This is a genomic window from Priestia sp. FW507-14D1A (assembly GCF_058781295.1).
In genome coordinates this window covers 1-24392 of the sequence record NZ_JBYSWQ010000003.1, presented here as the reverse complement: position 1 = coordinate 24392, position 24392 = coordinate 1, and the positions used below count along the sequence as shown (strand labels likewise).

The window sequence follows — 24392 nt, the reverse complement described above, 5'->3', positions numbered from 1 at the left end:
ATGTTATTGTCTTCTTTAAACAATCTTTAGCTTATAAAGAATCCTTTATGATTACGTATGAGTTGCACTTCTAAATCTTAAAGAAATTCTATTTTTTCTGTTTAAAATATAAAGTTTGAACTGTATATTTCCTTAACTACTGAAGAAAGAATATCAATTCCTTTCTTTAACTCCTCATCTGTAGCAGTAAGACTTATACGAATGCACTCCCGGTTGTGAGAAGAAGATTGGCTGCCGTGAAAGAATGAGCCGCCTGGTACTACAATCAAGTTTTCTGCTTTTAATCTATTGTATAGATCGCTATCACTGAAAGGCAAACCTTCTAACCAAAGCCAGCCAAATAACGAACCTTCCGCTTTGTGCAAATACCAAGGAATATTATCCGGCATACGTGTAGTTAAAAGATTTTTTAAATAGTCATGTTTTTGTTTATAATGAGTTCTTATATAGTCAGCTGAAATTCCGGCTAACTGCCCGCTCTTTAAGGTGCTAGCCACCATTCGCTGACCTAACCTAGAAGAGTGAATCAAAATATTTGATTGAAATGCTTCCATTACTTTTATGAACTCACTTTTTCCTATAGCAATTCCTATTCTCTCTCCAGGCAATCCGGCTTTAGAAAGACTCATGCAGTGAATGATATTATCCTGTATGATTGGATCCATTTCAATAAAATTAATAGCAGGAAAAGGCGGTGCGTAAGCTGAATCAATTAGCAATGGAATGTGATAGTCCTTGCAAACTTGGGATATAAGCTGTACGGCTTCTTCAGAAAGGATGTTGCCGCTTGGGTTATTAGGTCTTGATAATACAACAGCTCCGATGTCTGGGTCCTGAGCTATTTTATCTTTAAATGCTTGTTTGTTAAATTCATAGCGAAACGTATGACGATCAAGCTTTGAAAGGATAGGAGGAATTCCTTCTATTACACCTTCCTCGAGCGCGACTCCACTATACCCAGCGTAATCTGGCAGCATAGGTATTAATGCTTTTTTTACTCTTCCTTCTTTACTTGTACCGCAAAACGAATTTAAAGCTAAAAAAAAGAGATTTTGACTTCCCGACGTGATCAAGACTTGTTCTCTGTCCAGTTTAATACGATAATTCGTAAAGAAGTATTCTCTTATGCAATCAATTAATTCATGCGTACCGTAACTAGAACCATATTGGCTAATCAAATTTTTTAATTGTTTGTCGTTCACAATATCTCTTAAAGCTTCTTCCCACATTTCATAAACTTGAGGGAGGATGGCGGGGTTGCCAGCGCTTAAATTCATATATTGATTGAGATTGGAATTGAGCACTTCTTGGATGTCATGCATAATAGCGCGAACGCCTACTTTATTAGTCATTTTGTTTCCTATTTTACTTAAATGCAAAGCAGTCACTAGTGCACCTTCTCCTTAAAGATTATGGTCATTGAATAGTAAGTATGGAACTTCAATCTTTTTATTTTGCTGATTAATAAAGTAATTGTCCGGGATAATAAATTTATCATCGTTCTCACTAGGTAATAAGTATTTTCGAACATAATGTTCAGCTTCTTCTTTATAGTCAAGGTCACTTTGAATCGTTTCAAGTTCTTCAATTTCTTTTACTAAAAGATCCAGTTCTTTTAAGCATATGTGTAAATCTAAGTAAGCATGGTCTCCTTTTCGGGATATTGAACGCCCGTTTGCAACTAGCCAGCTAAAAAGAAAAAAACCTGTTCCAGAATCAAAGTTTCGAGGTGCATTATGCTGACTAGGGTATCTTAAAAGTCGTTCAAAGAGAACAAATTCCGTTATCTCTTCCCAAAAAGGATATTTTTTTTTATGAAGAGTCAGCACCGTCTGGCAATCTACTTTAACTTCTTCTAGTATGCCTGCAAAAAAATTCATTTTCGCCTGTATATGTTGGTCAAAAGGTTTATTTCCGCAGTGATGGTAATAATCATGCAAATATCCCCAGATTACCCTTGCCTGATAAGTGTCTTCTCTATTCATAGTATGAGATTTAAAGTTGAAATCAGGAAAGATAGAAGACGCTCTTTTTAATGTATCCTCATTGTATATGCTGTGAAATTTATTAAAGAAAAATATCGCGAAGTTTTGACTTGTTACCTTTTCTTTTGTTTTTACATTCTCAGGGAAAAACACAATACACTTCCCTTCCATAAATCCTTGAGTACCAGCCAACAGCTTTAAAGATTCACATCCATTTTTAGGATGAGGAAGGTCTGCTTCGATGGATTTCATGATTTCAGGTTCATCGCGAACAGCGATAAAGGCTTCTAAATAAAAGCCTCTTTTTGTAGGGCCATTAGGCGTTACAATCGGTCCTAAAAAGAACGTCGCCTCCCCGTTTGCAGGCGGGCTATAAGCAATTAAAGTTTGATCAAAATAAGGAGCTTGATCGAGTCCTCTTTCAATCCAATCACATACGTCATTTTTTAATGCATTCCACACTTCAGGTAAATTTAAAGAGTTATATATTGTTTCAGTTTCAGCAACTACTTTTAATAAGAGCTCTCTAGCTTTTTCGTAATTTCTTTTGACCTCTCCATTTGGGCCCTGATATTTTCTTATCTCATATAGAGCAGGTACTATTTTATCGTTTAATAACTCCACTAAACTTTGAGTATGATTTTTTGTTAACATGATTAAAACACTCCTTTTTTAGAACAGCTACTTAGCAGAAAAATTTTTAGATGATGTAAGAGTAGAGTTATTTGTGTTTTTCTCTATTTGCTTTTTCAAGTTAATAAATATAACCCCTGCTATTACAAACGCTGTACCTATATAGACCTGTTTGTTTAATGTTTCACCTAAAAAGACAAATCCTACATATAAGGCGATAACCGGTGAAATAAATAAATGCGCTGTTGCTTTTGATATATGCCATTTTTTTAATAAATAAATATTAATAGAAAACCCTACGACCGACCCTATAATGGCCAAGTATAATAATGAGATAAGGCTAATCCCCGAGAAAGTGCGATTTCCATTTTCCACAAATAAACTAACGATCAGTAAACAAGCGCCTCCACTTAGCATCGAAAAAGAATTAAAGGTCATAATAGGCAAGGATTTTATGCGAGATTGAACTTGAACAGTTATAAAAGCAGAACCTAGCATAGCCATTAAAATGACGATCATGGCTACTATTTGAATCGCATTTCCCTGTATAAACAGCTGATTTCCAAATACAACGCTCATACCAATTAAGCACATAACTACACCTAGCTTTTGTCCTTTTGTAGCTGGTGTTCCTTTAAATAAGCGATTAAATAAAAGAGCAAACACTGAAATGCTGGCAGCTAAAACGGAAACAAGCCCGCTTGGCAAATAGACGGATGCCCAATAAACAGAACCAAACGGTAGAGCAAAATACAAAATTCCGTTTAATGCTGAAATGATTACTACTTCTTTTGAAACGGCCATTTTTTTTGTGAGTAAGAGGTAGAGGGCAATTATTAAACTAGCAATTAAAAACCTCATACCTGCTGACCATAGAGGCAAGCTATCTTTTAATCCAGTCTTTTGAAAAGCCCATGTCGTTCCTCCGATGACAGCTAATAGACAAAACAAAAGATGGACATGAATACGGGTTAATTTAGAAATCACTGTTTCACCTTATTTCTTTTTTTAAGTTGTGCCTATTTTCTTCCGTGGAGCGTAAAACACATCGGCACTTCTCCAAAATCTTTTACAACTGTTAACCCCTGCTCGTTAGCGGCTTTACTTGTTGTAATACATGCGTCTACCTTTCCTTCTAAGCAATCAATCGCCGCTTGAGCATTACTATTTACTAACTGAACATTAGGACTGATGGAATGAGCTAAATTAACAGGGGCAGGATGTGAAGCAATTAACAGGTTGTTGTTTGTTATCACCTCTTCTTTTGAGGCAAGCACCATGTTATACGTTGGCATAATAAAGCTATCTACTAGCTCTAAACTAGTTAAATTTTTGAACACAATATCATGTAAGCAAGGATATACAGCGCAGCCTAGAAGAGCAGAACTCTCTGTTTCTTTCACATGAACTAAAGCTTCTTCCAACGTTTGGTGCAAAAAGACCTGACCTTGTATGCTTTGGCGTTCAAACCACAGATAGCCTGCTTTTTCACAATTTGTTCCTTCAGGCCCTAAGGTATGGATAATGCTAATTTTTTGAAGCTGCTTATTTTTCTTACTAGACGACTCTGCAACTATCATAGCCTTTGATACCCCCTATGCGTTTACTTTATTTTTATAAACGATTTTTACTTTGTTATCTAAATAGCTGTAATACTGCTCACAGTCGGAATAAGAGTCATGAGTGGTTAAAATAAATCCAGGGTACCCTGAAAAGTGCGGATATGGTAAAATGTCTGTCCCTTTAGTTATAAATTGAATAACCCTTTTTACTTCAGTATCTCTACGCACGTCTTCTAAGCCTCGAATTTCTTTGAAAATCCCATGACCTTGCACAGGGATAATGTAGTTGCCCACCACTTTCTTTCGTTTTTTTTCATTTTTTAATACAGAAGGCTTTTCTCCTAATACATAGTAAAAAACTAGCTCCATATAGTTAATACCTGTACTTTCCTTTACGATATAATGAGAAATCCCAGATCCTCCAATGCGCGCTCCTATTTCAATTACATAAGGTTTTCCTGCTGGGTCTAGGCGTAATTCAATATGAGCCGGGCCATTCTCAATTCCTAAAGCATTTGCTGCTCTAGCTGCTTCTTGTGCAATAGATTGCCAAACGTTTTCTTCTAGCTGAGCTGGAGCTATATAAACACCTTCTTCAAAGAAAGGTCCTTTGGAATTTCCTTTATAACCTATAGAAAGTACATAAACTTCTCCTTCTACAGAAAACGTCTCAATAGCAAACTCTGGTCCGTCTATAAATTGTTCAATTACCATGCCCGTTTTATTTTTTGTGAATTTACTTAGGTCTTCTTCATTTACACGTCTCACTTTTTCTACGCTGTCAATTAGTTCTTTTTTATTATTCGCTCGTGATACACCTTGACTGGAAAATCCGTTAGAAGGTTTTACTACGACAGGATAAGGCAGTGAAAGATTCTTTAATTCCTCCGTATTTTCAACCTCTTTAAAATACGGAGTGTTAAGATCATTATCTTTTAAAACCTCTCTCATCTTCTGTTTGTTGCGACAGTTACTAATCACAAACGGTGATAAGCCCGGTAAGTTTAACTCTTCTGTCAGCTGAGATACAAACTCTAATGCAGGCTCATATAATGTCATAATGCCGTCAAAAGGATTTTTATGATGCTCTGCTTTAATAATCTCAAGAGCTTTGTCTGGGGTGTGAAATAAATCGATAGGTATGAAATTTTGTACGTTTTTAAGATGCTTAGGTTCTACTTCTTCTTGGTTATAAAAAAACGTCACGTTAATTCCGAGAGCTTCTGCTTCTTCAAAAATAAACGGTAAATATGTATTTTGTAACACAACTGCTAGATGCTTATTTTGTAACGGCATTTACTTCCCCCCTACTTTTAAACAGCTCTTCACTGTTCGATGACTAAATTCTAATGACCGCTTCATATATTTGTCAATTTAATTTTATATAACATTAGGAATATATAGAATATTTAATATATTAGTAAAAAGTAAAGAAAAGAATGGTTTATAGGGTTAATACTAAAGCGAAACTAAAAGCAGGAATTTTGCTATTTGATTATAAAGATATTGTTAGAAAAAATTTAATGAGAATTTTTCTAAAAAAAAGAAAGGTCGACATAGATTCAACCTTTCTTTTTTTATTTTTTATTAAAATAGATATTAACCATTTATAAAGTTACATCTTTTTCAGCCATCTCATTTAGTATTCTTTTTAATGCAACGTCGGGGTTTAATGCGGGATCCTTTATATGCTGAACTAAGCCTTCCGCACTTTCACTAATCTCTTTTTCGGTAGCTACAACCGAATTGTATTGAACAAAGTGAGTAAGAAACTTCATGCCCGTTAAGTTAGCCGTTTGTTGCAGCGGTTTTGTTAACTCACTGATCGTATAGTTATTATAACCTCCTGCTCTGTATGACTTTTGCGGACCCCCCACTGAAATTGCCAACACAAATTCTTTTCCGTGCAGTTGAGTACCATTCGTACCGTAGGCCCAGCCGAAAGTTAACACATCGTCCAACCATTTCTTCATTAACGGAGGTGTACTATACCAGTAAAAAGGAAATTGAAAAACGATGCGGTCATGCTTTAATAAAAGCTCTTGTTCTTTTTCTACATCAATTTCCCAATTTGGATAGCGCTCATAGATATTATTAACTGTGACATCTTCCTTCTCTAATCGCTTCATCCACGCTTTATTAACGTTAGATTCTGCTAAATTAGGGTGAAATATATTTACTAATACTTTCATTATGATCTCTCCTATACTGTGTATGATCTTTATAGTACGGAGATGATTTTCACTTAAACATCTCCTCTTAAATCGCTTTACACGTTTATTTTAGGAGATATTCAAGTCGTTTTCTTGTACAAAATTCGGTTATTTTTGTACAAAATTTTGTTTCCACTTAAGCGGGGACATTCCGGTTATTTTCTTAAAGTGCCTTGAGAAATGGCTTTGATCTGTAAAGCCTAATTCATAAGCAATTTCACTAAGCGGCAAACTAGAACTTTGCAATTTTTCTTTTGCTCTTTCGATCCGAATCTTAAGCAAGTATTGATGGGGCGTTACGCCTAGCGTTTGTTTAAAGCTGTTAATGAAATGAGAGGGACTTAAATTAGACAAACGAGTTAACTTATCTAATGTAATTGATTCAGCATAGTGGTCTTGCATGTATTCCATCGCTATTTTTAAATGCTCAAGTCCCGGATTCTTACCAAGGAAATTGGGCTGACTATCGTTATGCTGTTTTAAAATCTGATAAATAATTAAATTTGTAACTGAGTCAATGTACAGTTTTCCTTGGGGATTCCCCTGTTCGACTTCTTCGCTAAGCCATAAAAGCAGCTGCTGCATTTTATAATCTTGATTTCTAAGGTAATAGCTTAAATCAAGCCTAGAAGATAAGTTTTCTTTATCAGCTATTTCTTTAACGGTTTGAGGATCTAACTCAACACGCAAAAAAGATAGCGGTTCTTTCCATTCGCAAGTGCTGTCAGCTCCAGCAGGAATAAAGTTAATATCATTTCTAAAAGCTACTCCTCCATGAAAGCTATCTGCTACTGTTTCTTGAATCGCAACAGGCTTAGCGGTACGGTGAAGAAGAAGCAAATGTTTATCCAACGTTTCACGTGCTTGTTGAGGCTGCACGTTTTCTGCTTTTATAATTTGAACATTTTCTTGTTTTTGACTCAAGGTGTCCTTTGAGTTAAACTTCACTTCTTTCATATTGCGCTCCTTTTTCATAGATATATCCATTTTTTACTTTCTTGTTTGAATTTATGTGAACCCTTTTTGTTTACTATAACGAAAGAGAAAAGAAAAAGAAGTGAACTTATAATTCACTTCTTTTTTTGACGTAGCATTTATTTCATAGGCTGCAAATGATTATTAGCTTTTTGTTTGGCATCACGCTGAGCGAAAAAAATGATGCAAAGCGCCAGAAGATATAAACATGCAAAAGCTGTTATGTGCCAAAGTGCTGAGGTAATTCCGCTTACATCCATAGTAAAGCCAATAAGTGCAGGGAAAACAGCTCCTCCAAGCCCTGAAAAACCAGTAATTAAACTTGTTACAATACGAGCAGATCCAGTAAACGTATGGTTAGCATATACCATCGTTATCGAATAGATACCTGACATTGCAAGCCCTAAAAACCCTAATAAAATATAGCCTGCTACTGCTTCTTTTAACACAATAAACAGCACTAAACTCACAATTGTTCCTCCAATGCTGCCAAAAAGATAACGTTCGTATGTAACAATTCGAATAATCCATCCAGTAGCCACTCGTCCTATTAGCATAGCCACCCAAAAAACGCTTATGCTCAAAGTAGCCTGTGACGGAATTACATCTAGATACGCGATAAAAATAGACGAAAGAAAATTATTCATACTGCTTTCTACTCCAGCGTACATAAAAATCATCACACTAAAAAGAGCAAGTATTTTCCATCTTTGATTTTTAGCAAGCACAGGCGCAGGTTCTGAGTTGGCGTCTGAAGCATCGCTTTCTGAAGTTAGAACAGTCTCTTTTTTAAAAGGAATCATTTTACAAACCACAACCATTAGTAAAGCTAGTACACTCGTTATAAAAAATGAAAACCTCCAGCTGTTCTGTGAAATCAATAAGCTAGCTACTAACGGCATCAACAGCGCACCTAGACCAAATGATACTTCTAAATAGCTCATAACAATAGCTCTTCTACCGATAAATACTTCCATCATTAAAGTAGCTACAACTACTTCCAATGCGGCTACACCAATACCGTTTAAAAAATTGAATGCAATAATCCACTCAAATGGCGGCAATAAAAGCATGCCTATTTGTGATAACGCTATCATTAGTGCAGAAACTGTAAGTAAATTCATTTCGCTGAAGCGTCCTAATAGAAAAGAAGATAGCGGAACTCCTATCAAAAATCCTAAAGAACCTAATAATACAAGCTGCCCGCCAACTGTATAGGACACATGATAATATGTTAACAATTGCGGTAAGACGGACCCTACGGCTGTAATGACTAATCCGCCCAGCAAATAAAGCGCATATGAAGCTAGCGCAAACTTTTTCATCTCCCCACTCCCTTAAATTCTCTAAAACTTTCTTTCTGTACTTAATTATAAGGCTTTTCCTTTAGTTGTTAACTGAAATTTGAGAAAAAAACCATTCTTCCTGCTCTACTTAATTTTCAGTCATTTATAAGATAAAACAAAAAAGAAGAAGACAGATGTCTCCTTCTTTTTTGTTTTTCACTTTACAGTGACGCTTTTAAAATAGCTAAAATATCATCTTTATTTAGTTTTTTAAAGTTACCGAAACCTCCGTACTCCATTTCACGAGCAGCAATTCCAGCAATTTCGTCTAGTCTCTCTTCTCCGATATCGTAATCTGCTAAGCGAGAAGGTGCACCAAGGCTTGACCAAAAAGCGCTTAGTTTATCGATTCCTTCTAATGCGATTTCTTTGTCGCTTTTACCTGCAGTTTCAATATCGAACATGCTTGTCATTACACGCTTCATACGCGTTACATCTTGATCTACAACGTGTCGCATCCAATTTGGAAATAGGATTGCTAAACCGCCTGCATGAGGAATGTCATATACCGCTGATACTGCGTGTTCAATTGTATGTGAAGCCCAATCGCCAAAGTAGCCCATTTGAAGTGTTCCGTTTAATGCGATTGTTCCGGAATATAAAATCGTTTCGCGGTGCTCGTAGCTTTGCAGATCTTCTAGTAATTTCGGTGCTGTTTCAATTACTGTTTGTAATACAGAATAGCACATACGATCTTGTAAAGGCGTATTTTTCACGTTATGGAAATATTGTTCGAACACATGGCTCATCATGTCTACCATGCCGTAGATAGTTTGATCTCTAGGAACAGACATCGTGTTTACAGGATCTAATATCGAAAATACAGGATGCGTAACGGCACTTCCCCAAACGTATTTTTCATTTGTTTCCCAATTCGTAATAACAGAATCAGGATTCATTTCAGAACCTGTTGCTGCCAATGTTAATACCGTTCCAAACGGCAGTGCTTTTGTAGCCGTTACTTTTTTGTTAATAATATCCCAAACGTCTCCTTCATACTCAGCTCCGGCAGCGATTGCTTTTGTGCAGTCAATCACGCTTCCACCGCCGACTGCTAACATGAAGTCAATGTTTTCATTTCGGCAAATTTCAATTCCTTTTCGTACCGTAGATAGTCGAGGATTTGGCTCTACGCCCGCTAACTCATGTATATTTACGTTTAACTCTTTTAACAGCGTAAGAACTTGATCGTATAAACCATTTTTCTTAATGCTTCCTCCGCCGTAAACAAGCAAAATATTTTTTCCGTATTTCGGGAGCTCTTCTGATAATGCTTGAAGCTGATCTTTTCCGAAGATTAATTTTGTGGGATTATGATAAATGAAATTTTCCATACTATCTGTATACCTCCTAGTTGAATATAAAGTGAGTTGTCGCATTACGCGAACAAGAATGTAAGTATAAATGTAAAACAAAAATTTTTCAAGAGTTAAGTTCTCAAATCGCGTACTTTATTTTATTGAGTAATTAAAATGAAGAAAATGGCTTCTTAGATATAAAAAAGAGAGCAAGTAAATGCTCTCTTTAAAGTTCTTTATAAGCCATTTTTCTATACGTAACAAATCCTTCTTTTTCGTAAAAGCTCTCGGCAATCGTATTGTCACTCCAGTAATCTAACTCAATTGTAGTAATCTCTTTTTCACGAGCAATGCTATAAATTTCTTTCATCAAACTCGAACCAAACCCTTTGTTTTTGTAGGGTTCTGCGATGTTTATTTGATGAACATAAATTGACTTGTAAGTCTTTTTAAACATTGTCTCTGAATACTGCTTTATTTCCAGCCAAGCGAATCCCACATGCTGACCTTCGTTTTCTCCTAAAAGAAAGATAAATCTATCGTCTTTCATCACGTTCTTAAAAAATTCATGTATCTTCTGAAAATCATATGTTTGAAAGTGCTCGGGGTATAATTCTACATGCAGTTGATGAACAGACTGATTAAGCTTGGCAATTGTATCAGCATCGAAAGTACGGCTAATCTTCAATTTTTTCTCTCCTATATATCTCGTATTTAGTAATGGTCGTTATGAATTTATTTCGTTTAATATAGCCGGTGCGTTTGAGGTAAATAACAGATAGTTTTTATTGGTCGTTTTTATAAAGATGCGGTCAGTCGTTCCGTACGGAGGGCCAATTCGAATGGCGCTTACTTCTTTGCCTCCGTACGTGTCATCTTCCGTTACTTCAAGAATGTCTTCTAACGGAATCGTAAAGTGTGAAAGCTGCCATTTTATAATGAGATTATCATTTATTTTTCGGACACTGATAGTTGGTGTAAACATTTTATACCTCCCCTTTAATTAACATTTCTTTTCATCATTATAGAATAATTTTCTTTATTTGTAATTTAATTAACATTTTGTCTTTCTTTTTTATATACCCTTTATTGTTAAGATTGACATAAATTTTTTGTAACTTCTACTCAAAAAAGGTGAACCTTGTTGTCCGAGGTTCACCTTTTTTTGCTTATTGTTAGCCGTATAGCTTTTTTATTTCTTATCTTCTCTTTGGATACACTCATGCAAAGGTACAACTTTGGTTTTCTTTGCTATTTTATATGCCCACCACGTCGCTAAAAAGAGAGGCAGGCCGATGTATGAGACCGTTAAGCCGTACCAATCAATTTTGTCAGAAAGTACCGCTTGATAGTTTTGTCCTAAAATAACGACGAGACACATTCCAAATGCAAGAACCGGGCCTAAAGGAAACCATTTTGCTTTATAAGCCAGTTCATTTATATCCCGTCCTGAAGCAACATATGCTTTTCGGAAACGATAGTGGCTGACGGCAATACCAATCCACGCAATAAATCCGCTCATGCCTGAAGCGTTTAAAAGCCACATATACATTTGATCGCCAAAAATTGATGTTAAAAAGGCAAGACCGCCAATGATAGTGGTTAAAACAAGCGCGTTTACTGGAATTCCTCGACGATTAATTTTTCGAAGCGCTTTAGGCGCTTGCCCTTCATTGGCCATGGACCATAACATTCGCGTAGAAGCATATAAGCCAGAAGTTCCGGCTGATAAAACCGACGTAAGAATAACAGCATTCATCACTGAAGCAGCTGCAGCAATTCCTGCTTTTTCAAAAACAAGCGTAAATGGACTAACAGCAATGTTATCCACATCTCCTCCTAGAAGAGATGGACTTGTGTAAGGAATGATAAGCCCAATTACAGCAATGGCTGCAATATAAAATAGAAGAATGCGCCAAAAGACTTGGCGAATGGCTTTTGGGATATTTTTTTGAGGGTTTTCACTTTCCCCCGCCGCAATGCCGACTAGCTCTGTACCTTGAAAAGAAAATCCCGCGATAAAGAAAATGCTTAGTACGGACAGAAATCCGCCGTTGACCGGCGCTTCTTCTAATGTAAAGTTTTTAAAACCGATATATTCACCGCCGAAAATGCCAAATATGGTCAGAAGGCCCACTCCGATAAACACAATGATGGTTACTACTTTTACGAGAGCAAACCAATATTCAGATTCTCCATAGCTTTTTACAGATAGGAAATTAAGTAAAAAAATTAAGCCTAAAAACAAAGCGCTCCAGATAATACTTGGCACATCAGGGAACCAAAACTTCATGATAATAGCAGAAGCAGCTATTTCTACAGCGAGCGTAACAGCCCAGTTAAACCAGTAGTTCCAGCCGAGCGCAAAGCCGAGAGCTGGGTCTACATAATGACTGGCGTACGTTGAAAAAGAACCTGATACCGGCATAAACGTGGCCATTTCTCCAAGACTAGTCATGAGAAAGTAAACCATAATTCCAATAGCCCCGTAAGCAATCAGCGCTCCTCCAGGTCCAGCAGTTTGGATGGATGATCCGGTAGCTAGAAATAAGCCCGTTCCGATTGACCCTCCAATGGCAATCATGGTCATATGACGCGCTTTTAAATGGCGTTTTATATGCTTATCGTCCTGCTTCTTTTCTTCTTCATTACGATTTATATCGACCGCTTCCATACTTATCCCACCTTTATAAATGAACTATGCGCACATGTTTAATGTAAAGCGTATAAGAATATCCATCTCCCACAAAAAGCAGGAGATGGACTCTTCATTGCTTACTTTGAAAAATCAAAGTAGTTTCGTTTTAATAGACGAGGCAGGCTCATAAGCTGTTCGTACGTTACACTTTTTTCTAAGGCAGAGGTGTTAATTAAAAACAGTTGATCTTCAATGTGCCCAACCGTTTCATCTGTTTGATACGTAATCCCGCATTCTGAACATGTAATGGAAGGCGTCTCTTTAATTTCTATAGCTTTTGTGCCGTCAGGAAGCTCCCAATAAACCGTTGCATCCGTCTCTTTCGCTTCATATGATTCGCACCATTGGCATTTCAACATTATTCCTCCTTCGCTCCCGCCGTTTCGTATTTTTTCATTTGCGTTTCAAATTTTTTCTCTTTTAATTGATCGCGCTTTTCACGCTTGTCTTTTAAAGAGCTATGCTCTGGATTTTGGTCATACGTTTTCCGGCGGTCAAGACGGTTTAGACCTTCCGGCGTTAAGTTGAACTTTGTATCATCAATAATCGAAAGAACACCGTTGCTTTCAAATTTTTCAAACACTTCAGGATATACTTTTTTATAAAATTCTTCTGCGCTGCCACTTTGGTAATTTTGCGGCTCCGGATAAGACGTAATAACACCTTCAAAGTTTCGAAGCACAACTTTATTGGAGCTTTGAGAAATAATGTAGTTTGGCTGCAGCGGAATTTTACCGCCTCCTCCAGGAGCATCCACGATAAACGTAGGAACTGCATAGCCGGACGTATGGCCGCGAAGTCCTTCCATAATTTCTAGTCCTTTACTGATTGGCGCACGGAAATGGCCGATTCCTTCTGATAAATCACATTGATAAATGTAGTAAGGTCTCACGCGAATTTTTACTAAATCATGCATAAGCTGCTTCATGATTGGCACGCTGTCGTTAATTCCGGCTAAAATAACCGCTTGGTTTCCAACTGGAACTCCTGCGTTGGAAAGCATTTCACAAGCACGCTTTGATTCTTCTGTAATTTCAATTGATGTGTTGAAGTGCGTATTCAGCCAAACCGGATGATATTTCTTTAAGATGTTGCAAAGATTTTCTGTAATGCGCTGCGGGAACACCACAGGTGCTCTTGTACCGATACGAATAATTTCTACGTGCGGAATATCGCGCAAATTTTTCAAAATATATTCTAAAATATTATCATTGATTAATAGGCCGTCTCCTCCGGAAATTAATACATCACGGATTTGAGGGTTGGCAGCAATGTAATTAATAGCTGTATCCAGCTGTTTTTTTGGAACGCCCATGCCAATTTGTCCTGAAAAACGTCTTCTTGTACAGTAGCGGCAGTACATAGAGCACTGATTTGTAACTAAAAACAGCACGCGGTCTGGATAGCGGTGCGTTAAGCCAGGAACCGGTGAATCTTCATCTTCATGAAGCGGATCTTCTAAATCATACCTTGTCTTATGCAGTTCTTCTGAAATAGGAACGGACTGCATTCTGATTGGACATTTCGGATCGTTCTCATCCATTAACCATGCGTAATAAGGAGTGATGTTTAACGGAATCGTTTTGGTTGCAATTTTAACGCCTTCTTCTTCTTGAGGTGTTAAATTGATCACTTTCTTCAAATCTTCCAATGTTTTAATCGTGTTTGTCAGCTGCCATACCCAGTCGTTCCACTGCTCGTCCGTTACATCTTTCCAAAGCTCAATTTCCTTCCAATGTCTGCTTGCTTTATATAATGTATTTTTCATTTTATATTCCCTCCAAAGTTCATTTTTTGAATAGATGTTCTATTAAGAAATTGACCGCACCATATAATAGCGATCTTCTCCTTCGCCAAACTCTCCTGCTCGCGTTTCTTTAATCGTAAAGCCCATTTTTTTATACAGCTTCACAGCACCTTCATTTTTTACATTCACAGTCAAACAAACGCTTTCAAAACTATCTTTTTGTAGAATCGAAAATATTTCTTCTAAGAACAGCTGTCCAATTCCGCTTCCTTGTTTATCAGAGCGGACGTAGAACCCAAAGATATAAGCTTTTGTGACATCTTTGTAATCTCGAAGCAGCTCGCAAATGGCAATTGGCCTTGCGTCATTTTCCTGGAAATATTGAATGAGCTTTCCGTAGCGCGCTAAAGGTACAAGCGTCTGTTCATCCACGGCTCCCATGCCCGGAAACGCATCTTTTTCAAGTTCGATCATCATCTTTTGCTGTTCAGGAGTTAACGATTCCGGCACTTCGATATGATACTGCTCTTTTAATGCATCCATTTTTCTTTCCTCCTTTTTTCACTTTCATACTTGACATCTTGCAGCGGCCATATTGGTTTTGGAATGTGCTGATACTTAAAGGTCGTTAAGCGATTTGACGCTACGCCTGGCGCATCCACATAGATGATAGATCCTACAAGCGGTTCAAAAGCGGCTCTGAAATGATTTTTAGCTTTTAAACCAATGATTTTTTTCGTCGCTGGCTCAATGCCAATATGGCGAAAAAGTTCAGGATCATTGGCTGATACCGGCCTTCCAATCAGCAAAATGTCTAATTCTCCTACTTGAATGTGAGCTGCACCTTTTACATTTACTTTTAAATGCTGATTAAACGGTCCCGAATTGTAAAACTCACCTTCCGACAAAGCAACGACCTTCGCCTCAACTTCAACGGGCTTTCCGAACTCAGGAGAAACTTTTCCTCCTAAGGAAAGAGAGATGTAGTTCCCAACTCCTGCTTGCACGCATTGTTTAATAGATTCAGGGTCATAAAGACCTCCAAACAGTGTCCCTGGCATATTTAGCTTCAGCATGTATTCCAAAAGCTCTGTTGTGTCGCCGCTTCCGCAGCTTAAAGGATTGTCCGCTATATCAGCAAGCACAATTGGCTGTTCGCTTGATAGTTTTAACGCTGTTTGCAGACCTTCTTCAACGGTAGGCAAATCCACGATAAACTCTTCTTTTATACTCCAAAACTGAGAAGCTAGTTTCTTTGCTGTTTTTTCTGCTGTTTCAGGATTCAAAGCTGTTACGAGCACGCTTGCTGCGGCAATTGGAATATCAGAATACGGAAAGCCTCCAAAAATGGAAACATTGTATACGTCTGCTTCTTGCTCAGCTTGCTTAGCAAGGTCAATCATTTTTTTCATAGGGCCTTCTGCTGTTCGCATATTAATCGACGGCAAAAGCATAGGCAATTTTTTAAAAGACGCATAATAGATAGCGCTTTCTTTTACTTGTGTTAAAAGTGCTCGCGCAGCGTTCACTCCTTGTTCGTACATATCAACATGAGGATATGTTTTAAAACCGAAATGAAGCGGCGTGTACGTAAGCATATCTTCACTGATATTTGCGTGCATATCGAGCGTAGTAGCAATGGGAACGTCGCTTCCTATAAAGCTTCTTATTTGACTTAACAAATGAGCTTCAGGATCGAAAAGATGCTCTACTACCATTGCGCCGTGCAAAGCGATTAACAAACCATCTAGCGGCCCTGCATGAGTAAGCGAATGCAGCATTTGCTTTTCAATTGTGTGATAAGCTTCAGAAGATACGATCCCAGATGGAACCGCAGCTGCACAAACAAGGGGAACGATTTCTACTTGCTTCTCTTGCTTTAATACATCTAAAAATCCCCCTACTTCTGTTTTGGTTCCTGAGTATGCTTTATATATTTCTGCTCCAACAAAATAGCCTTCTTGTACAAAGTGTTCTATTTCTGTTTTTAATGGACTAAAGCTGTGAGATTCATGATAAAAAAAGGCAATGCCAATGCGATATGAAGACATGTGCTCCTCCTTTTCGCTAAGGTGCGAGATTAATAGTTGGTATAGACAGACTTCCATTCTGTCATCACATCAAACGCATGATGAGAAACTTCCCTGTGGCCGTTGCCAGACATTTTCATTCCTCCGAACGCTACCCCCATTTCAGCATTAGATGTTCCGTTATTGATATAGACTAATCCGCTAACAGCGTCTTTTGCAGCTCGGCTGGCATAGTGCAAGCTGCTTGTATAAATAGAAGTGGAGAGCCCATACATTGTTCCATTATTGACGCTCATTGCTTCTTGGTAGCCATCTACTTCAATAAAAGCAAGCACGGGACCAAAAATTTCTTCTTGAGCAATCGTGTGGTTCGAACTGACGTTATCAATAATTGTAGGCATGTAATAACAAGTTCCTAACTCTGATAAAGCATGACCTCCGAGAGCAATATTTCCGCCTTCTTCCACCGCTTTTTGTACGTAATTTTCTACTAAACGGCACTGCTGTTCATTAACAAGCGGACCTATCACAACTCCTTGTTCAAGGCCATTTCCAATCTTCATTTCTTTTGTAAGAGCTATTACTTTTTTCAAAAGCTCTTCTTTTACTGAACGCTCCACGATGACTCTGCTAGCTGCGGTACAGCGCTGCCCTGTGGTCGTAAATGCTGATTTAACAATTCCTTCTGCTGCTTTATCCAAATCGGCATCCTTTAATACAATAACAGCGTTTTTTCCTCCTAGCTCTAAAGAAATACGCTTTAAGGTTTTGCTGCTCATTTCTGCTAACTGCTGACCAACTTCCGTAGAACCTGTAAATGAGATGATTTTCACTTCAGAGTGCGTAGCAAGCTTTTGTCCAACGATTCTGCCCGATCCTGTAAGCAAGTTAATTGTTCCTTTTGGAAGCCCCGCAGCGTGCAATACTTCCATAAAAATCTTCGCTGAGAGCGCCACTTCTGAAGCCGGCTTCCAGACAACGGTATTGCCAGCGATTAAAGCGGCAAACATTTTATAAGAAGCGAGAGAAACAGGAAAGTTCCAAGGTGTAATACATGCCACAACTCCAAGCGGTTCGCGAATCATTTTTATATCTCGGTCAGGAAAGCCAGCGGGCACTATTTCGCCAAACAAACGTCTTCCTTCTCCCGCCATATACTGAGCTGTTGCAATGACAACACCAACTTCGCCTATGGATTCTGATAGCGGTTTTCCCATCTCTTTTGTCATCACTTGAGCTAGCTCTTCTTTTCGGTCTTCAAAAATCTCAGCTGCTTTTGTTAAAAATGCTGCACGTTCAGGAATAGATGTATTTTTCCAATGGCTGTAGGCTGTACTAGCCGCTCTTACCGCATCATCGACTTGACTAGCCGTAGCGGCTGCGCACGTTCCGACGAGCTCTTGTGTTGCAGGGTTTATACTTTCAAAATAGGTTTGCTCCTCTTCACTTACCCACTCGCCGTTAATATATAAATTTCCTTGTAACAGTTCAGTTTTAGTCTGACTCATATTGTTACCCTCCTTTTCATTTAAAAAGCTAGTTAATTGAAACTGCTTCTGTAATGGCTTCTTCTAGTAAAGACAGCCCTTGATCCAGCACGTCTTTATCAATATTTAGCGGCAGCATTAAACGAATGGTTTGCCCTTTGACTCCACAGTTCATAATTAGCAGTCTTTTTTCCAGCGCTTTTGATTTAATAACAGGGACATAAGCAGCTGCTGTTTCAACATGAAATTCAATACCAATCATCATACCAATTCCTCTAACTTCTTTAATGGCAGGTAAATGTCCGATAGAATGCTGAAGACGTTTCACGATATCCGCGCCTACTTTTTCGCTGCGCTCTACAAGCTTTTCTCCTTCAATGATTGAAATATTAGCTAAAGCAGCTGCGCACGATACTGGATTTCCTCCAAAAGTAGAACCATGTCCAGCTGTTGGCCATTTCTCATGCAGTTCTCGGCTTGCTACAATGGCTCCTAAAGGCATGCCGCCGGAAAGAGCTTTTGCTAAAACTAAAATATCTGGTGTGACTCCAGCATGTTCTGCGGCAAACATTTTTCCAGTGCGCCCAAATCCCGTTTGCACTTCATCAAAAATAAGCAGAATGCCGTAATCATTCGCTATGTCTCTCAGTGCGCGTAAAAAGCTAGAAGGAGCAGGGTAATAGCCTCCTTCGCCCATAACTGGCTCAATTACAATCGCTGATACGCGTGAAGGATCGACTCGCAGTTCAAACAGCTTTTGCAGTTGATTTAAGCAATATGCTTCTGCATCTTCCTCGTCAACATTAGGAAGCTGACTTGGATACGGATAAGGAACGTGATACACTTCTCCTAAAATCGGCTCGTAGTAGCTGCGGTATTTTGAGCTTGAAGCCGTAATAGCTGTAGCTCCTAGTGTACGACCGTGAAAAGAACCTTCAAAAGCAATGATTGCTGGCCTGCCAGTTGCTGCTTTTGCTAATTTGAGCGCACCATCAATGGCTTCTGCGCCTGAGTTTGAAAAAAACACCGTGTCTAAGTTTCCAGGCGTAATTTGCGCAAGTTTTTCCGCCAAATTCACTGCTGTTTCGTAATAGCCGTAGTTTAAGCCTAGATGAAGCAGCTGATCTGCTTGTTTTTTTATCGCTTCTACCATCTTTTCATGCGTATGACCCACTGCATTGACAGCTACTCCTGATACAAAATCAATATATTCCTTGCCATCAGCTGTCCAAAATTTTGCACCGTGCGCTTTTTCAATAACAAGCTCTGTTACTCTTGTCATCACCGGTGATAAATGTTTTTTTCCTTTGGTTTGAAGCTCTTCTGTTTTACTTTGCACTTTCATATGACTCATCCTTTCTTATGTGCTGATGAAAAATAGAAAACGCATGATCTAGCAATCTCACTATTTCATCAACTTCTGATTTCGTTATATTTAAAGGAGGACTGATAATGATATGCTCTCCTTTATGTCCATCTATAGATCCGGATCCTGGATAAAAGACGCCTCCAAGCTCCATACAAATTTCATTGAGCTTTTCGCTGGCTGCTTCACGTGGCTCGAAAAATATCTGTTGATTGGCATCTTTCATTAGTTCTAATCCAATTAAAAGTCCGCGGCCGCGAATATCTGAAATATAAGGATACTTGGGCTGCAGAGCTACTAAACATTCCATTAAATACGCGCCTTGAGTTTCAACGTTTTGAAGGATATTCATTTCTTCGTACATATCCAAAGCAGCAAGTCCTGCCGCTATTGAAACAGGATGTCCACTGTACGTATAGCCATGAAGAAATTTCCCGCTGCTATTTTCTAACAGACCTTGAATCAGGCGGTCATGGACAATCATTCCTCCTAAAGGAGCGTACCCAGCTGAAACTCCTTTACCAAACGTTAGGATATCCGGTTCGATTCCGAATTGTTCCACTGCAAAATCAGTTCCCGTTCTCCCGAAGCCTGTCATCACTTCATCAACAATCAAAAGAATGTCATAGCGGCTGCAGAGCTCACGTACTTTTTTGAAATAGTCAAGCGGAGGTACAACAGCTCCTTGCTGACTTCCTACAATGGGCTCTGCGATAAAAGCTGAAATATTTTCTGGACCAAGCTCTAAAATAGTTCGTTCAATATCGGTGATGCAGCTCCAGTTTTGATTTGCCACGCAGTCTTCTTGATTGCGATTATACGGACAGCGATGACAATACGGAGAATAGACGTGCGCAAAATGTAAAAGGTTGGGTGTATAAGGATATCGTCTTTTTACATCTCCTCCAGCTGATAGTGCCCCTATCGTATTTCCGTGATAGGACTGCCACCTTCCGATTACGATGTGTTTTTGCATCTTTCCGGCATCTCTGTGATATTGCCTTGCTAATTTTAATGCACTTTCATTAGCTTCTGATCCTCCTGATGTAAAATAGACTTTGTTTAAATGAAGTGGCGCCATTTTACCAATTTTTTCCGAAAGTTTATGCAAAACATTCGTTTCAAAACGCAATGTATGAACAAACGCCGCTTTTTTTGCTTGCTCCGCCATCGCCTCGGCTATTTGCGCAATGCCGTGCCCTAAATTTGCCGCCACGGCCCCGGAGCAGCCGTCTAAATACTTTTTGCCTTGTTCATCTATTAAGTAGCTTCCTTCACCGTGTGTAATCATTGGGTACTTTTTTGTTAAATCTCTATGAAACACATAGTCTCTTTTTATTTCGTCCATCTTTCCACCACCATCGCCATTCCTAATCCTCCTGCAACGCAAATAGTAGCCAGACCGTATCGTCTTTTTTGCTTTTGGAGCTCATGACACAGAGTTGTTATAATTCTTGCCCCGGAGCATCCTAAAGGGTGTCCAAGCGCAATCGCTCCTCCGTTTACATTCACTTTTTCTGATGTGATGTCCCATTCTCTTAAGCAAGCAATACTTTGAGCGGCAAATGCTTCGTTTAATTCAATCAAGTCCATATCACCTAAGCTTAAACCGACTTTATTTAAAGCAACTTGCGAAGCAGAAACAGGGCCAATTCCCATTTCCTTTGGAGAGACGCCCGCTGTGGCAAACGACACAATCTTTGCCATAGGCGTTAATCCAAGGTGCTCAGCTTTTTCTTCCGACATCAGCAGCAGCATCGAAGCGCCATCGTTTCTGCCGGATGAATTGCCGGCTGTAACCGTTCCATTCTTTTGAAAAACAGGCTTAAGCGCACCAAGCTTTTCTTTGCTAGTAAGACGAGGAAATTCATCTGTTGCAAAATGCCTCATACCTTTTTTTCCTTCTTTTACAGCTACCGGGATAATTTCTTCTTCAAACAAATCAAGTTCTATAGCCCGCCTAGCTTTTTCCTGACTATAAAAAGCAAACTCATCTTGTTCCGTGCGGCTAATACTATATTTTTCAGCGAGCCACTCGGCCGTCTGTCCCATCGTAAACGTTCCGTATAACGTTTCAGGCTGTGATTTTGGTTGACTTTCTGTATTAGAGTCATAGAGTGTTAAATCACCAACGTGAAAACCAAAACGAGTGCCTACCGTATAGTGCGGTGCTTGAGACATGCTTTCTACTCCTCCGGCTAATACCACTTCGGCTTGACCTGATAAAATGGACATAGCTCCATTCATTACAGCCTGCATGCCTGAACCGCACTGGCGGTGCACGGTATAAGCTGGAATACGTTCAGAGAATTGAGCTTTCAGCCCGGCTACTCTCGCTATATTAGGAGCATGAGCGCTTTGTTTCGTCTGTCCGACAATGATTTCATCAACAATCTCTGACGTATATCCCGCTGAAGACAAATTGTTTTTCATCACAAGAGAGACTAGTTCTTCTGGAAGCGTATCTGCAAGCGAACCGCCAAACTTTCCAATAGGCGTTCGAAATGCATTTACAATCACTGCCATTATGCTGTCACCTCATTGTTTTTATTAAATAATTTAGAAACGCGAAAAGAAGCCTGCGTTTTTTGTTGCACTGTCTCTAAAGAAACACCCGGAGCTGTTTCAAGAAGTTCAAGACCATGGTCTGTTACCGAAAAGACAGCTAATTCTGTAATAATCATATCGACTCGTCGCTCTGAAGTAAGCGGATAAGTTAACTCCTCAACCAGCTTTGACTCTCCTTGGCTGTTCGTATGAAGAGTCGTAACAATCACTTTTTTTGAGCCTTCTAATAAATCCATTGCTCCTCCTACGCCAAGAACACTTTTCCCCGGAACAGCCCAGTTCGCAATTCGGCCTACTTCATCTACTTGAAGCACTCCAAGAATCGATACATTCACATGGCCTCCGCGTATCATGGCAAAAGAATCAGCGCTGTTAAAAAATGAGGCACCTTCTAAAACCGTGACGGGCAGCTTTCCAGCATTCACAAGTTCTGGATCTATATAATCTTCTTCAGGACTAGGGCCAACGCCAAGAATCCCGTTTTCTGAATGTAAAAACACGTGAACATCGGGTGAAATATAATTAGCAACTAAAGTAGGAATGCCGATTCCTAAGTTCACTGTATCTCCGTGACAAAGCTCTTTTGCAGCACGCGCAGCAATATATTGTTTGACGTTCATCTTAATTTTCTCCTTTCACTACGATATAAGTAACGTATAAATGAGGAGTTACAATTTCTTCAGGAGAAATCTGTCCAACTTCAACAACTTCTTCTACTTCTGCAATCACGATATCAGCAGCCGTTGCCATCATTGGATTAAAGTTTCTTGCTGATTTGCTGTAAATAAGATTTCCGAGTCGATCTGCTTTTTTAGCTTTTATTAGAGCTACATCTGCGTGCAGCGATTCTTGCAAAACATATTTCTTTCCTTTTAATACTCGTTCTTCTTTTCCTTCCGCCAGCTGAGTCCCTACGCTCACAGGCGTGTAAAACCCTCCGATGCCCGCACCTCCTGCCCTAATAGCCTCTGACATTGTTCCTTGCGGGATGAGCTCCACTTGGAGTTCTTGTTGTTGATAAGCATGTACAACTTCAGGGTTGGAAGTAAAATAAGAACCTATTGCTTTTTTTACTTGTTTTTTTTGAACCAATACACCTAATCCTTTTCCAGGTTCACCGAGGTTATTACTAATAATCTCTAAATCTTTAAGGTTTGATTTGGCAATCGCTTCAATCAGACTAAGCGGGCTTCCAACGAGACCAAATCCACCTACCATAATGCGTGCGCCATCCGTTATTTTTTCTATTGCTTCTTCGCGCGTGATGATTTTGTTCATTTTGTTTCCTCCTTTTCTTTTTATATTTCACAGCGCTTTACGCGAAAAAAACCAAGCAGGACACAATGACTCCCCAAAGAAACAGGGATGTCCCCACTCTTTGTAAAGTGTGTGTGTCTGCTTGGTTTTAATAAGACCATGAAAAGAGGTTGTCTTCTCACTTTATTCTAACCAAACGCTATGTAATTTTTTGATTCACATTATCCCAGTAACGTTGGATTGCAGCCTGAAGCGCTACGATAATCGCCTGTTGAGATGGAGCAAAATAATAATTTTGAATACGTTCAATAAGAGGTTCAATTCCATCTGCAAGGCAGTAACCAATAAGCAGCTTTCGGAAAAAATTTTGCGTCAGCTCCGTAATAAACGTAAACTCAGCATTTACAATTTTATGCTCTGTCAGATCCACTTCTAGTACAATTCCCGCATGCTTATACATTTCATACATGGAAGTTCCCTGTGGAGCTTTTGCATATCCTGTCACAATGACTGTATTCAGTATTTGCATGCCCCTTAATCTCCTTTTAAAAACTATTTAATTACTCCGCACTTTTACACTAATAATTCTGAAAGGTCAAATGAGATTAACTCATATGCTTTTAGTTATGTAAGTGCTTTCATTTTTAAAAAGATATGTTCTTACACAACTAATATTTCGCCTTTTCTAGACAAAATCCTTCTTTTCTTTTAAAAAAACTTTCTATTTTTTTATTTATTCGGCTTTATTGAAATTTATTCGAGTCTCCATCAAACTTTTCATCTGCTATACGGATGGACTCTGTTGGACAGCCTTCAAACGCATCTATTAAATCGTCTTCCAGCTCTTGAGGCACTTCAGCCGTGCCTTGATTATCATCAAGTATAACGAACGCAATTCCTTCATCATCATAATCATAAATATCAGGTGCCGCAGCTCCGCATGCACCGCACGCAATACACGTTTCTTTATCGACTATCGTATATTTCCCCATGATCATTCTCCTAACTAAGTTTAAAAGTTATTACTCATTACCAGCCGCGTTCTTGCATACGATTTTCTGGTAATAATGATGAAATTTCAATCCCTTTCATTGCACTTCCTAACCCTTTTGATAGGCTTGCAATCAGTTTATAGTCTTGATAATGAGTAGTTGCTTCCACGATTGCTCGCGCAAATTTTTCAGGGTTGTCTGATTTGAAGATTCCTGATCCAACGAACACACCGTC

The 24392-nt window shown here is 38.8% G+C and carries 24 protein-coding genes and 1 pseudogene; all 25 read right to left on the bottom strand.

Going from position 1 to position 24392, the window contains the following annotated elements:
* Nucleotides 1-101: 101 nt before the first annotated feature.
* Complete coding sequence (locus tag AC3WJG_RS13675; RefSeq protein ID WP_098249707.1) at nt 102-1388, bottom strand: valine--pyruvate transaminase; 1287 nt, start codon at nt 1386-1388, stop codon at nt 102-104.
* 15 nt (nt 1389-1403) lie between these two features.
* The gene (locus AC3WJG_RS13670) at nt 1404-2639 is read right to left on the bottom strand and encodes a DUF6421 family protein (RefSeq protein ID WP_337134317.1); all 1236 of its coding nucleotides are present in this window, start codon (nt 2637-2639) and stop codon (nt 1404-1406) included.
* A gap of 27 nt (nt 2640-2666) precedes the next feature.
* Nucleotides 2667-3605, bottom strand: a complete 939-nt coding sequence (locus AC3WJG_RS13665) for a DMT family transporter (protein WP_337134316.1) — start codon at nt 3603-3605, stop codon at nt 2667-2669.
* Between the two features lie 32 nt (nt 3606-3637).
* The gene (locus AC3WJG_RS13660; protein ID WP_337134315.1) at nt 3638-4198 is read right to left on the bottom strand and encodes a hypothetical protein; all 561 of its coding nucleotides are present in this window, start codon (nt 4196-4198) and stop codon (nt 3638-3640) included.
* Between the two features lie 15 nt (nt 4199-4213).
* Nucleotides 4214-5476 carry an ATP-grasp domain-containing protein gene (locus AC3WJG_RS13655; RefSeq protein ID WP_028408504.1) on the bottom strand — a complete coding sequence of 421 codons (1263 nt, stop codon included), beginning with the start codon at nt 5474-5476 and terminating at the stop codon, nt 4214-4216.
* 311 nt (nt 5477-5787) lie between these two features.
* Entirely contained in the window at nt 5788-6372 is a 585-nt protein-coding gene (locus tag AC3WJG_RS13650; protein WP_028408505.1) for an NAD(P)H-dependent oxidoreductase, read from the bottom strand.
* Between the two features lie 129 nt (nt 6373-6501).
* The gene (locus tag AC3WJG_RS13645) at nt 6502-7350 is read right to left on the bottom strand and encodes a helix-turn-helix domain-containing protein (protein WP_051421064.1); all 849 of its coding nucleotides are present in this window, start codon (nt 7348-7350) and stop codon (nt 6502-6504) included.
* Nucleotides 7351-7487: 137 nt separating this feature from the next.
* Entirely contained in the window at nt 7488-8693 is a 1206-nt protein-coding gene (locus AC3WJG_RS13640; RefSeq protein WP_337134314.1) for an MFS transporter, read from the bottom strand.
* A gap of 182 nt (nt 8694-8875) precedes the next feature.
* On the bottom strand, nt 8876-10048 hold the full coding sequence (locus AC3WJG_RS13635; RefSeq protein WP_098249711.1) for an iron-containing alcohol dehydrogenase: 1173 nt from the start codon (nt 10046-10048) through the stop codon (nt 8876-8878).
* A gap of 190 nt (nt 10049-10238) precedes the next feature.
* Nucleotides 10239-10700, bottom strand: a complete 462-nt coding sequence (locus tag AC3WJG_RS13630; RefSeq protein ID WP_102812721.1) for a GNAT family N-acetyltransferase — start codon at nt 10698-10700, stop codon at nt 10239-10241.
* 39 nt (nt 10701-10739) lie between these two features.
* On the bottom strand, nt 10740-10997 hold the full coding sequence (locus AC3WJG_RS13625; RefSeq protein WP_028408510.1) for a SunI/YnzG family protein: 258 nt from the start codon (nt 10995-10997) through the stop codon (nt 10740-10742).
* A gap of 207 nt (nt 10998-11204) precedes the next feature.
* Nucleotides 11205-12686 carry an amino acid permease gene (locus AC3WJG_RS13620; RefSeq protein WP_098658392.1) on the bottom strand — a complete coding sequence of 494 codons (1482 nt, stop codon included), beginning with the start codon at nt 12684-12686 and terminating at the stop codon, nt 11205-11207.
* A gap of 101 nt (nt 12687-12787) precedes the next feature.
* Complete coding sequence (locus tag AC3WJG_RS13615; RefSeq protein ID WP_013057076.1) at nt 12788-13066, bottom strand: YokU family protein; 279 nt, start codon at nt 13064-13066, stop codon at nt 12788-12790.
* A gap of 2 nt (nt 13067-13068) precedes the next feature.
* Complete coding sequence (kamA, locus tag AC3WJG_RS13610) at nt 13069-14478, bottom strand: lysine 2,3-aminomutase (protein WP_028408513.1); 1410 nt, start codon at nt 14476-14478, stop codon at nt 13069-13071.
* A 42-nt stretch (nt 14479-14520) separates the two neighbouring features.
* Entirely contained in the window at nt 14521-15000 is a 480-nt protein-coding gene (locus AC3WJG_RS13605) for a GNAT family N-acetyltransferase (RefSeq protein WP_028408514.1), read from the bottom strand.
* On the bottom strand, nt 14988-16508 hold the full coding sequence (locus tag AC3WJG_RS13600) for a M81 family metallopeptidase (protein ID WP_337134313.1): 1521 nt from the start codon (nt 16506-16508) through the stop codon (nt 14988-14990). The genes AC3WJG_RS13605 and AC3WJG_RS13600 overlap by 13 nt, the downstream gene beginning before the upstream one ends.
* 29 nt (nt 16509-16537) lie before the next feature.
* Entirely contained in the window at nt 16538-17995 is a 1458-nt protein-coding gene (locus AC3WJG_RS13595) for an aldehyde dehydrogenase family protein (RefSeq protein WP_102812717.1), read from the bottom strand.
* 28 nt (nt 17996-18023) lie between these two features.
* Nucleotides 18024-19319 (bottom strand): aminotransferase class III-fold pyridoxal phosphate-dependent enzyme, encoded by a 1296-nt coding sequence (locus tag AC3WJG_RS13590; RefSeq protein WP_337134312.1) that lies wholly within the window; start codon nt 19317-19319, stop codon nt 18024-18026.
* Nucleotides 19303-20688: an aminotransferase family protein gene (locus AC3WJG_RS13585; protein WP_028408518.1), complete on the bottom strand. Its 1386-nt coding sequence runs from the start codon at nt 20686-20688 to the stop codon at nt 19303-19305. Before AC3WJG_RS13585 ends, AC3WJG_RS13590 begins: the two co-directional genes overlap by 17 nt.
* Nucleotides 20676-21866, bottom strand: coding sequence for a thiolase family protein (locus AC3WJG_RS13580; RefSeq protein WP_337134311.1), 1191 nt, complete (start codon nt 21864-21866; stop codon nt 20676-20678). Before AC3WJG_RS13580 ends, AC3WJG_RS13585 begins: the two co-directional genes overlap by 13 nt.
* Nucleotides 21866-22528: a 3-oxoacid CoA-transferase subunit B gene (locus AC3WJG_RS13575; protein WP_060745635.1), complete on the bottom strand. Its 663-nt coding sequence runs from the start codon at nt 22526-22528 to the stop codon at nt 21866-21868. The genes AC3WJG_RS13580 and AC3WJG_RS13575 overlap by 1 nt, the downstream gene beginning before the upstream one ends.
* A gap of 1 nt (nt 22529) precedes the next feature.
* Complete coding sequence (locus AC3WJG_RS13570; RefSeq protein WP_013057067.1) at nt 22530-23186, bottom strand: CoA transferase subunit A; 657 nt, start codon at nt 23184-23186, stop codon at nt 22530-22532.
* Nucleotides 23187-23364: 178 nt separating this feature from the next.
* Nucleotides 23365-23694: a DUF3870 domain-containing protein gene (locus AC3WJG_RS13565; RefSeq protein ID WP_013057066.1), complete on the bottom strand. Its 330-nt coding sequence runs from the start codon at nt 23692-23694 to the stop codon at nt 23365-23367.
* Between the two features lie 214 nt (nt 23695-23908).
* On the bottom strand, nt 23909-24157 hold the full coding sequence (locus AC3WJG_RS13560) for a ferredoxin (RefSeq protein ID WP_013083172.1): 249 nt from the start codon (nt 24155-24157) through the stop codon (nt 23909-23911).
* Nucleotides 24158-24194: 37 nt separating this feature from the next.
* Nucleotides 24195-24392, bottom strand: a pseudogene (locus AC3WJG_RS13555) (pyridoxal 5'-phosphate synthase lyase subunit PdxS); the annotation flags it as partial.

Bases quoted from the DNA above. Each gene is read 5' to 3' on its own strand.
- AC3WJG_RS13605 (WP_028408514.1), bottom strand. From the start codon at position 15,000: ATGGATGCATTAAAAGAGCAGTATCATATCGAAGTGCCGGAATCGTTA.
- AC3WJG_RS13580 (WP_337134311.1), bottom strand. From the start codon at position 21,866: ATGGCAGTGATTGTAAATGCATTTCGAACGCCTATTGGAAAGTTTGGC.
- AC3WJG_RS13660 (WP_337134315.1), bottom strand. From the start codon at position 4,198: ATGATAGTTGCAGAGTCGTCTAGTAAGAAAAATAAGCAGCTTCAAAAA.
- AC3WJG_RS13600 (WP_337134313.1), bottom strand. From the start codon at position 16,508: ATGTCTTCATATCGCATTGGCATTGCCTTTTTTTATCATGAATCTCAC.
- AC3WJG_RS13645 (WP_051421064.1), bottom strand. From the start codon at position 7,350: ATGAAAGAAGTGAAGTTTAACTCAAAGGACACCTTGAGTCAAAAACAA.
- AC3WJG_RS13595 (WP_102812717.1), bottom strand. From the start codon at position 17,995: ATGAGTCAGACTAAAACTGAACTGTTACAAGGAAATTTATATATTAAC.
- AC3WJG_RS13575 (WP_060745635.1), bottom strand. From the start codon at position 22,528: ATGAACGTCAAACAATATATTGCTGCGCGTGCTGCAAAAGAGCTTTGT.
- AC3WJG_RS13670 (WP_337134317.1), bottom strand. From the start codon at position 2,639: ATGTTAACAAAAAATCATACTCAAAGTTTAGTGGAGTTATTAAACGAT.
- AC3WJG_RS13585 (WP_028408518.1), bottom strand. From the start codon at position 20,688: ATGGACGAAATAAAAAGAGACTATGTGTTTCATAGAGATTTAACAAAA.
- AC3WJG_RS13620 (WP_098658392.1), bottom strand. From the start codon at position 12,686: ATGGAAGCGGTCGATATAAATCGTAATGAAGAAGAAAAGAAGCAGGAC.
- kamA (WP_028408513.1), bottom strand. From the start codon at position 14,478: ATGAAAAATACATTATATAAAGCAAGCAGACATTGGAAGGAAATTGAG.
- AC3WJG_RS13565 (WP_013057066.1), bottom strand. From the start codon at position 23,694: ATGCAAATACTGAATACAGTCATTGTGACAGGATATGCAAAAGCTCCA.
- AC3WJG_RS13650 (WP_028408505.1), bottom strand. From the start codon at position 6,372: ATGAAAGTATTAGTAAATATATTTCACCCTAATTTAGCAGAATCTAAC.
- AC3WJG_RS13625 (WP_028408510.1), bottom strand. From the start codon at position 10,997: ATGTTTACACCAACTATCAGTGTCCGAAAAATAAATGATAATCTCATT.
- AC3WJG_RS13635 (WP_098249711.1), bottom strand. From the start codon at position 10,048: ATGGAAAATTTCATTTATCATAATCCCACAAAATTAATCTTCGGAAAA.
- AC3WJG_RS13590 (WP_337134312.1), bottom strand. From the start codon at position 19,319: ATGAAAGTGCAAAGTAAAACAGAAGAGCTTCAAACCAAAGGAAAAAAA.
- AC3WJG_RS13560 (WP_013083172.1), bottom strand. From the start codon at position 24,157: ATGGGGAAATATACGATAGTCGATAAAGAAACGTGTATTGCGTGCGGT.
- AC3WJG_RS13570 (WP_013057067.1), bottom strand. From the start codon at position 23,186: ATGAACAAAATCATCACGCGCGAAGAAGCAATAGAAAAAATAACGGAT.
- AC3WJG_RS13655 (WP_028408504.1), bottom strand. From the start codon at position 5,476: ATGCCGTTACAAAATAAGCATCTAGCAGTTGTGTTACAAAATACATAT.
- AC3WJG_RS13640 (WP_337134314.1), bottom strand. From the start codon at position 8,693: ATGAAAAAGTTTGCGCTAGCTTCATATGCGCTTTATTTGCTGGGCGGA.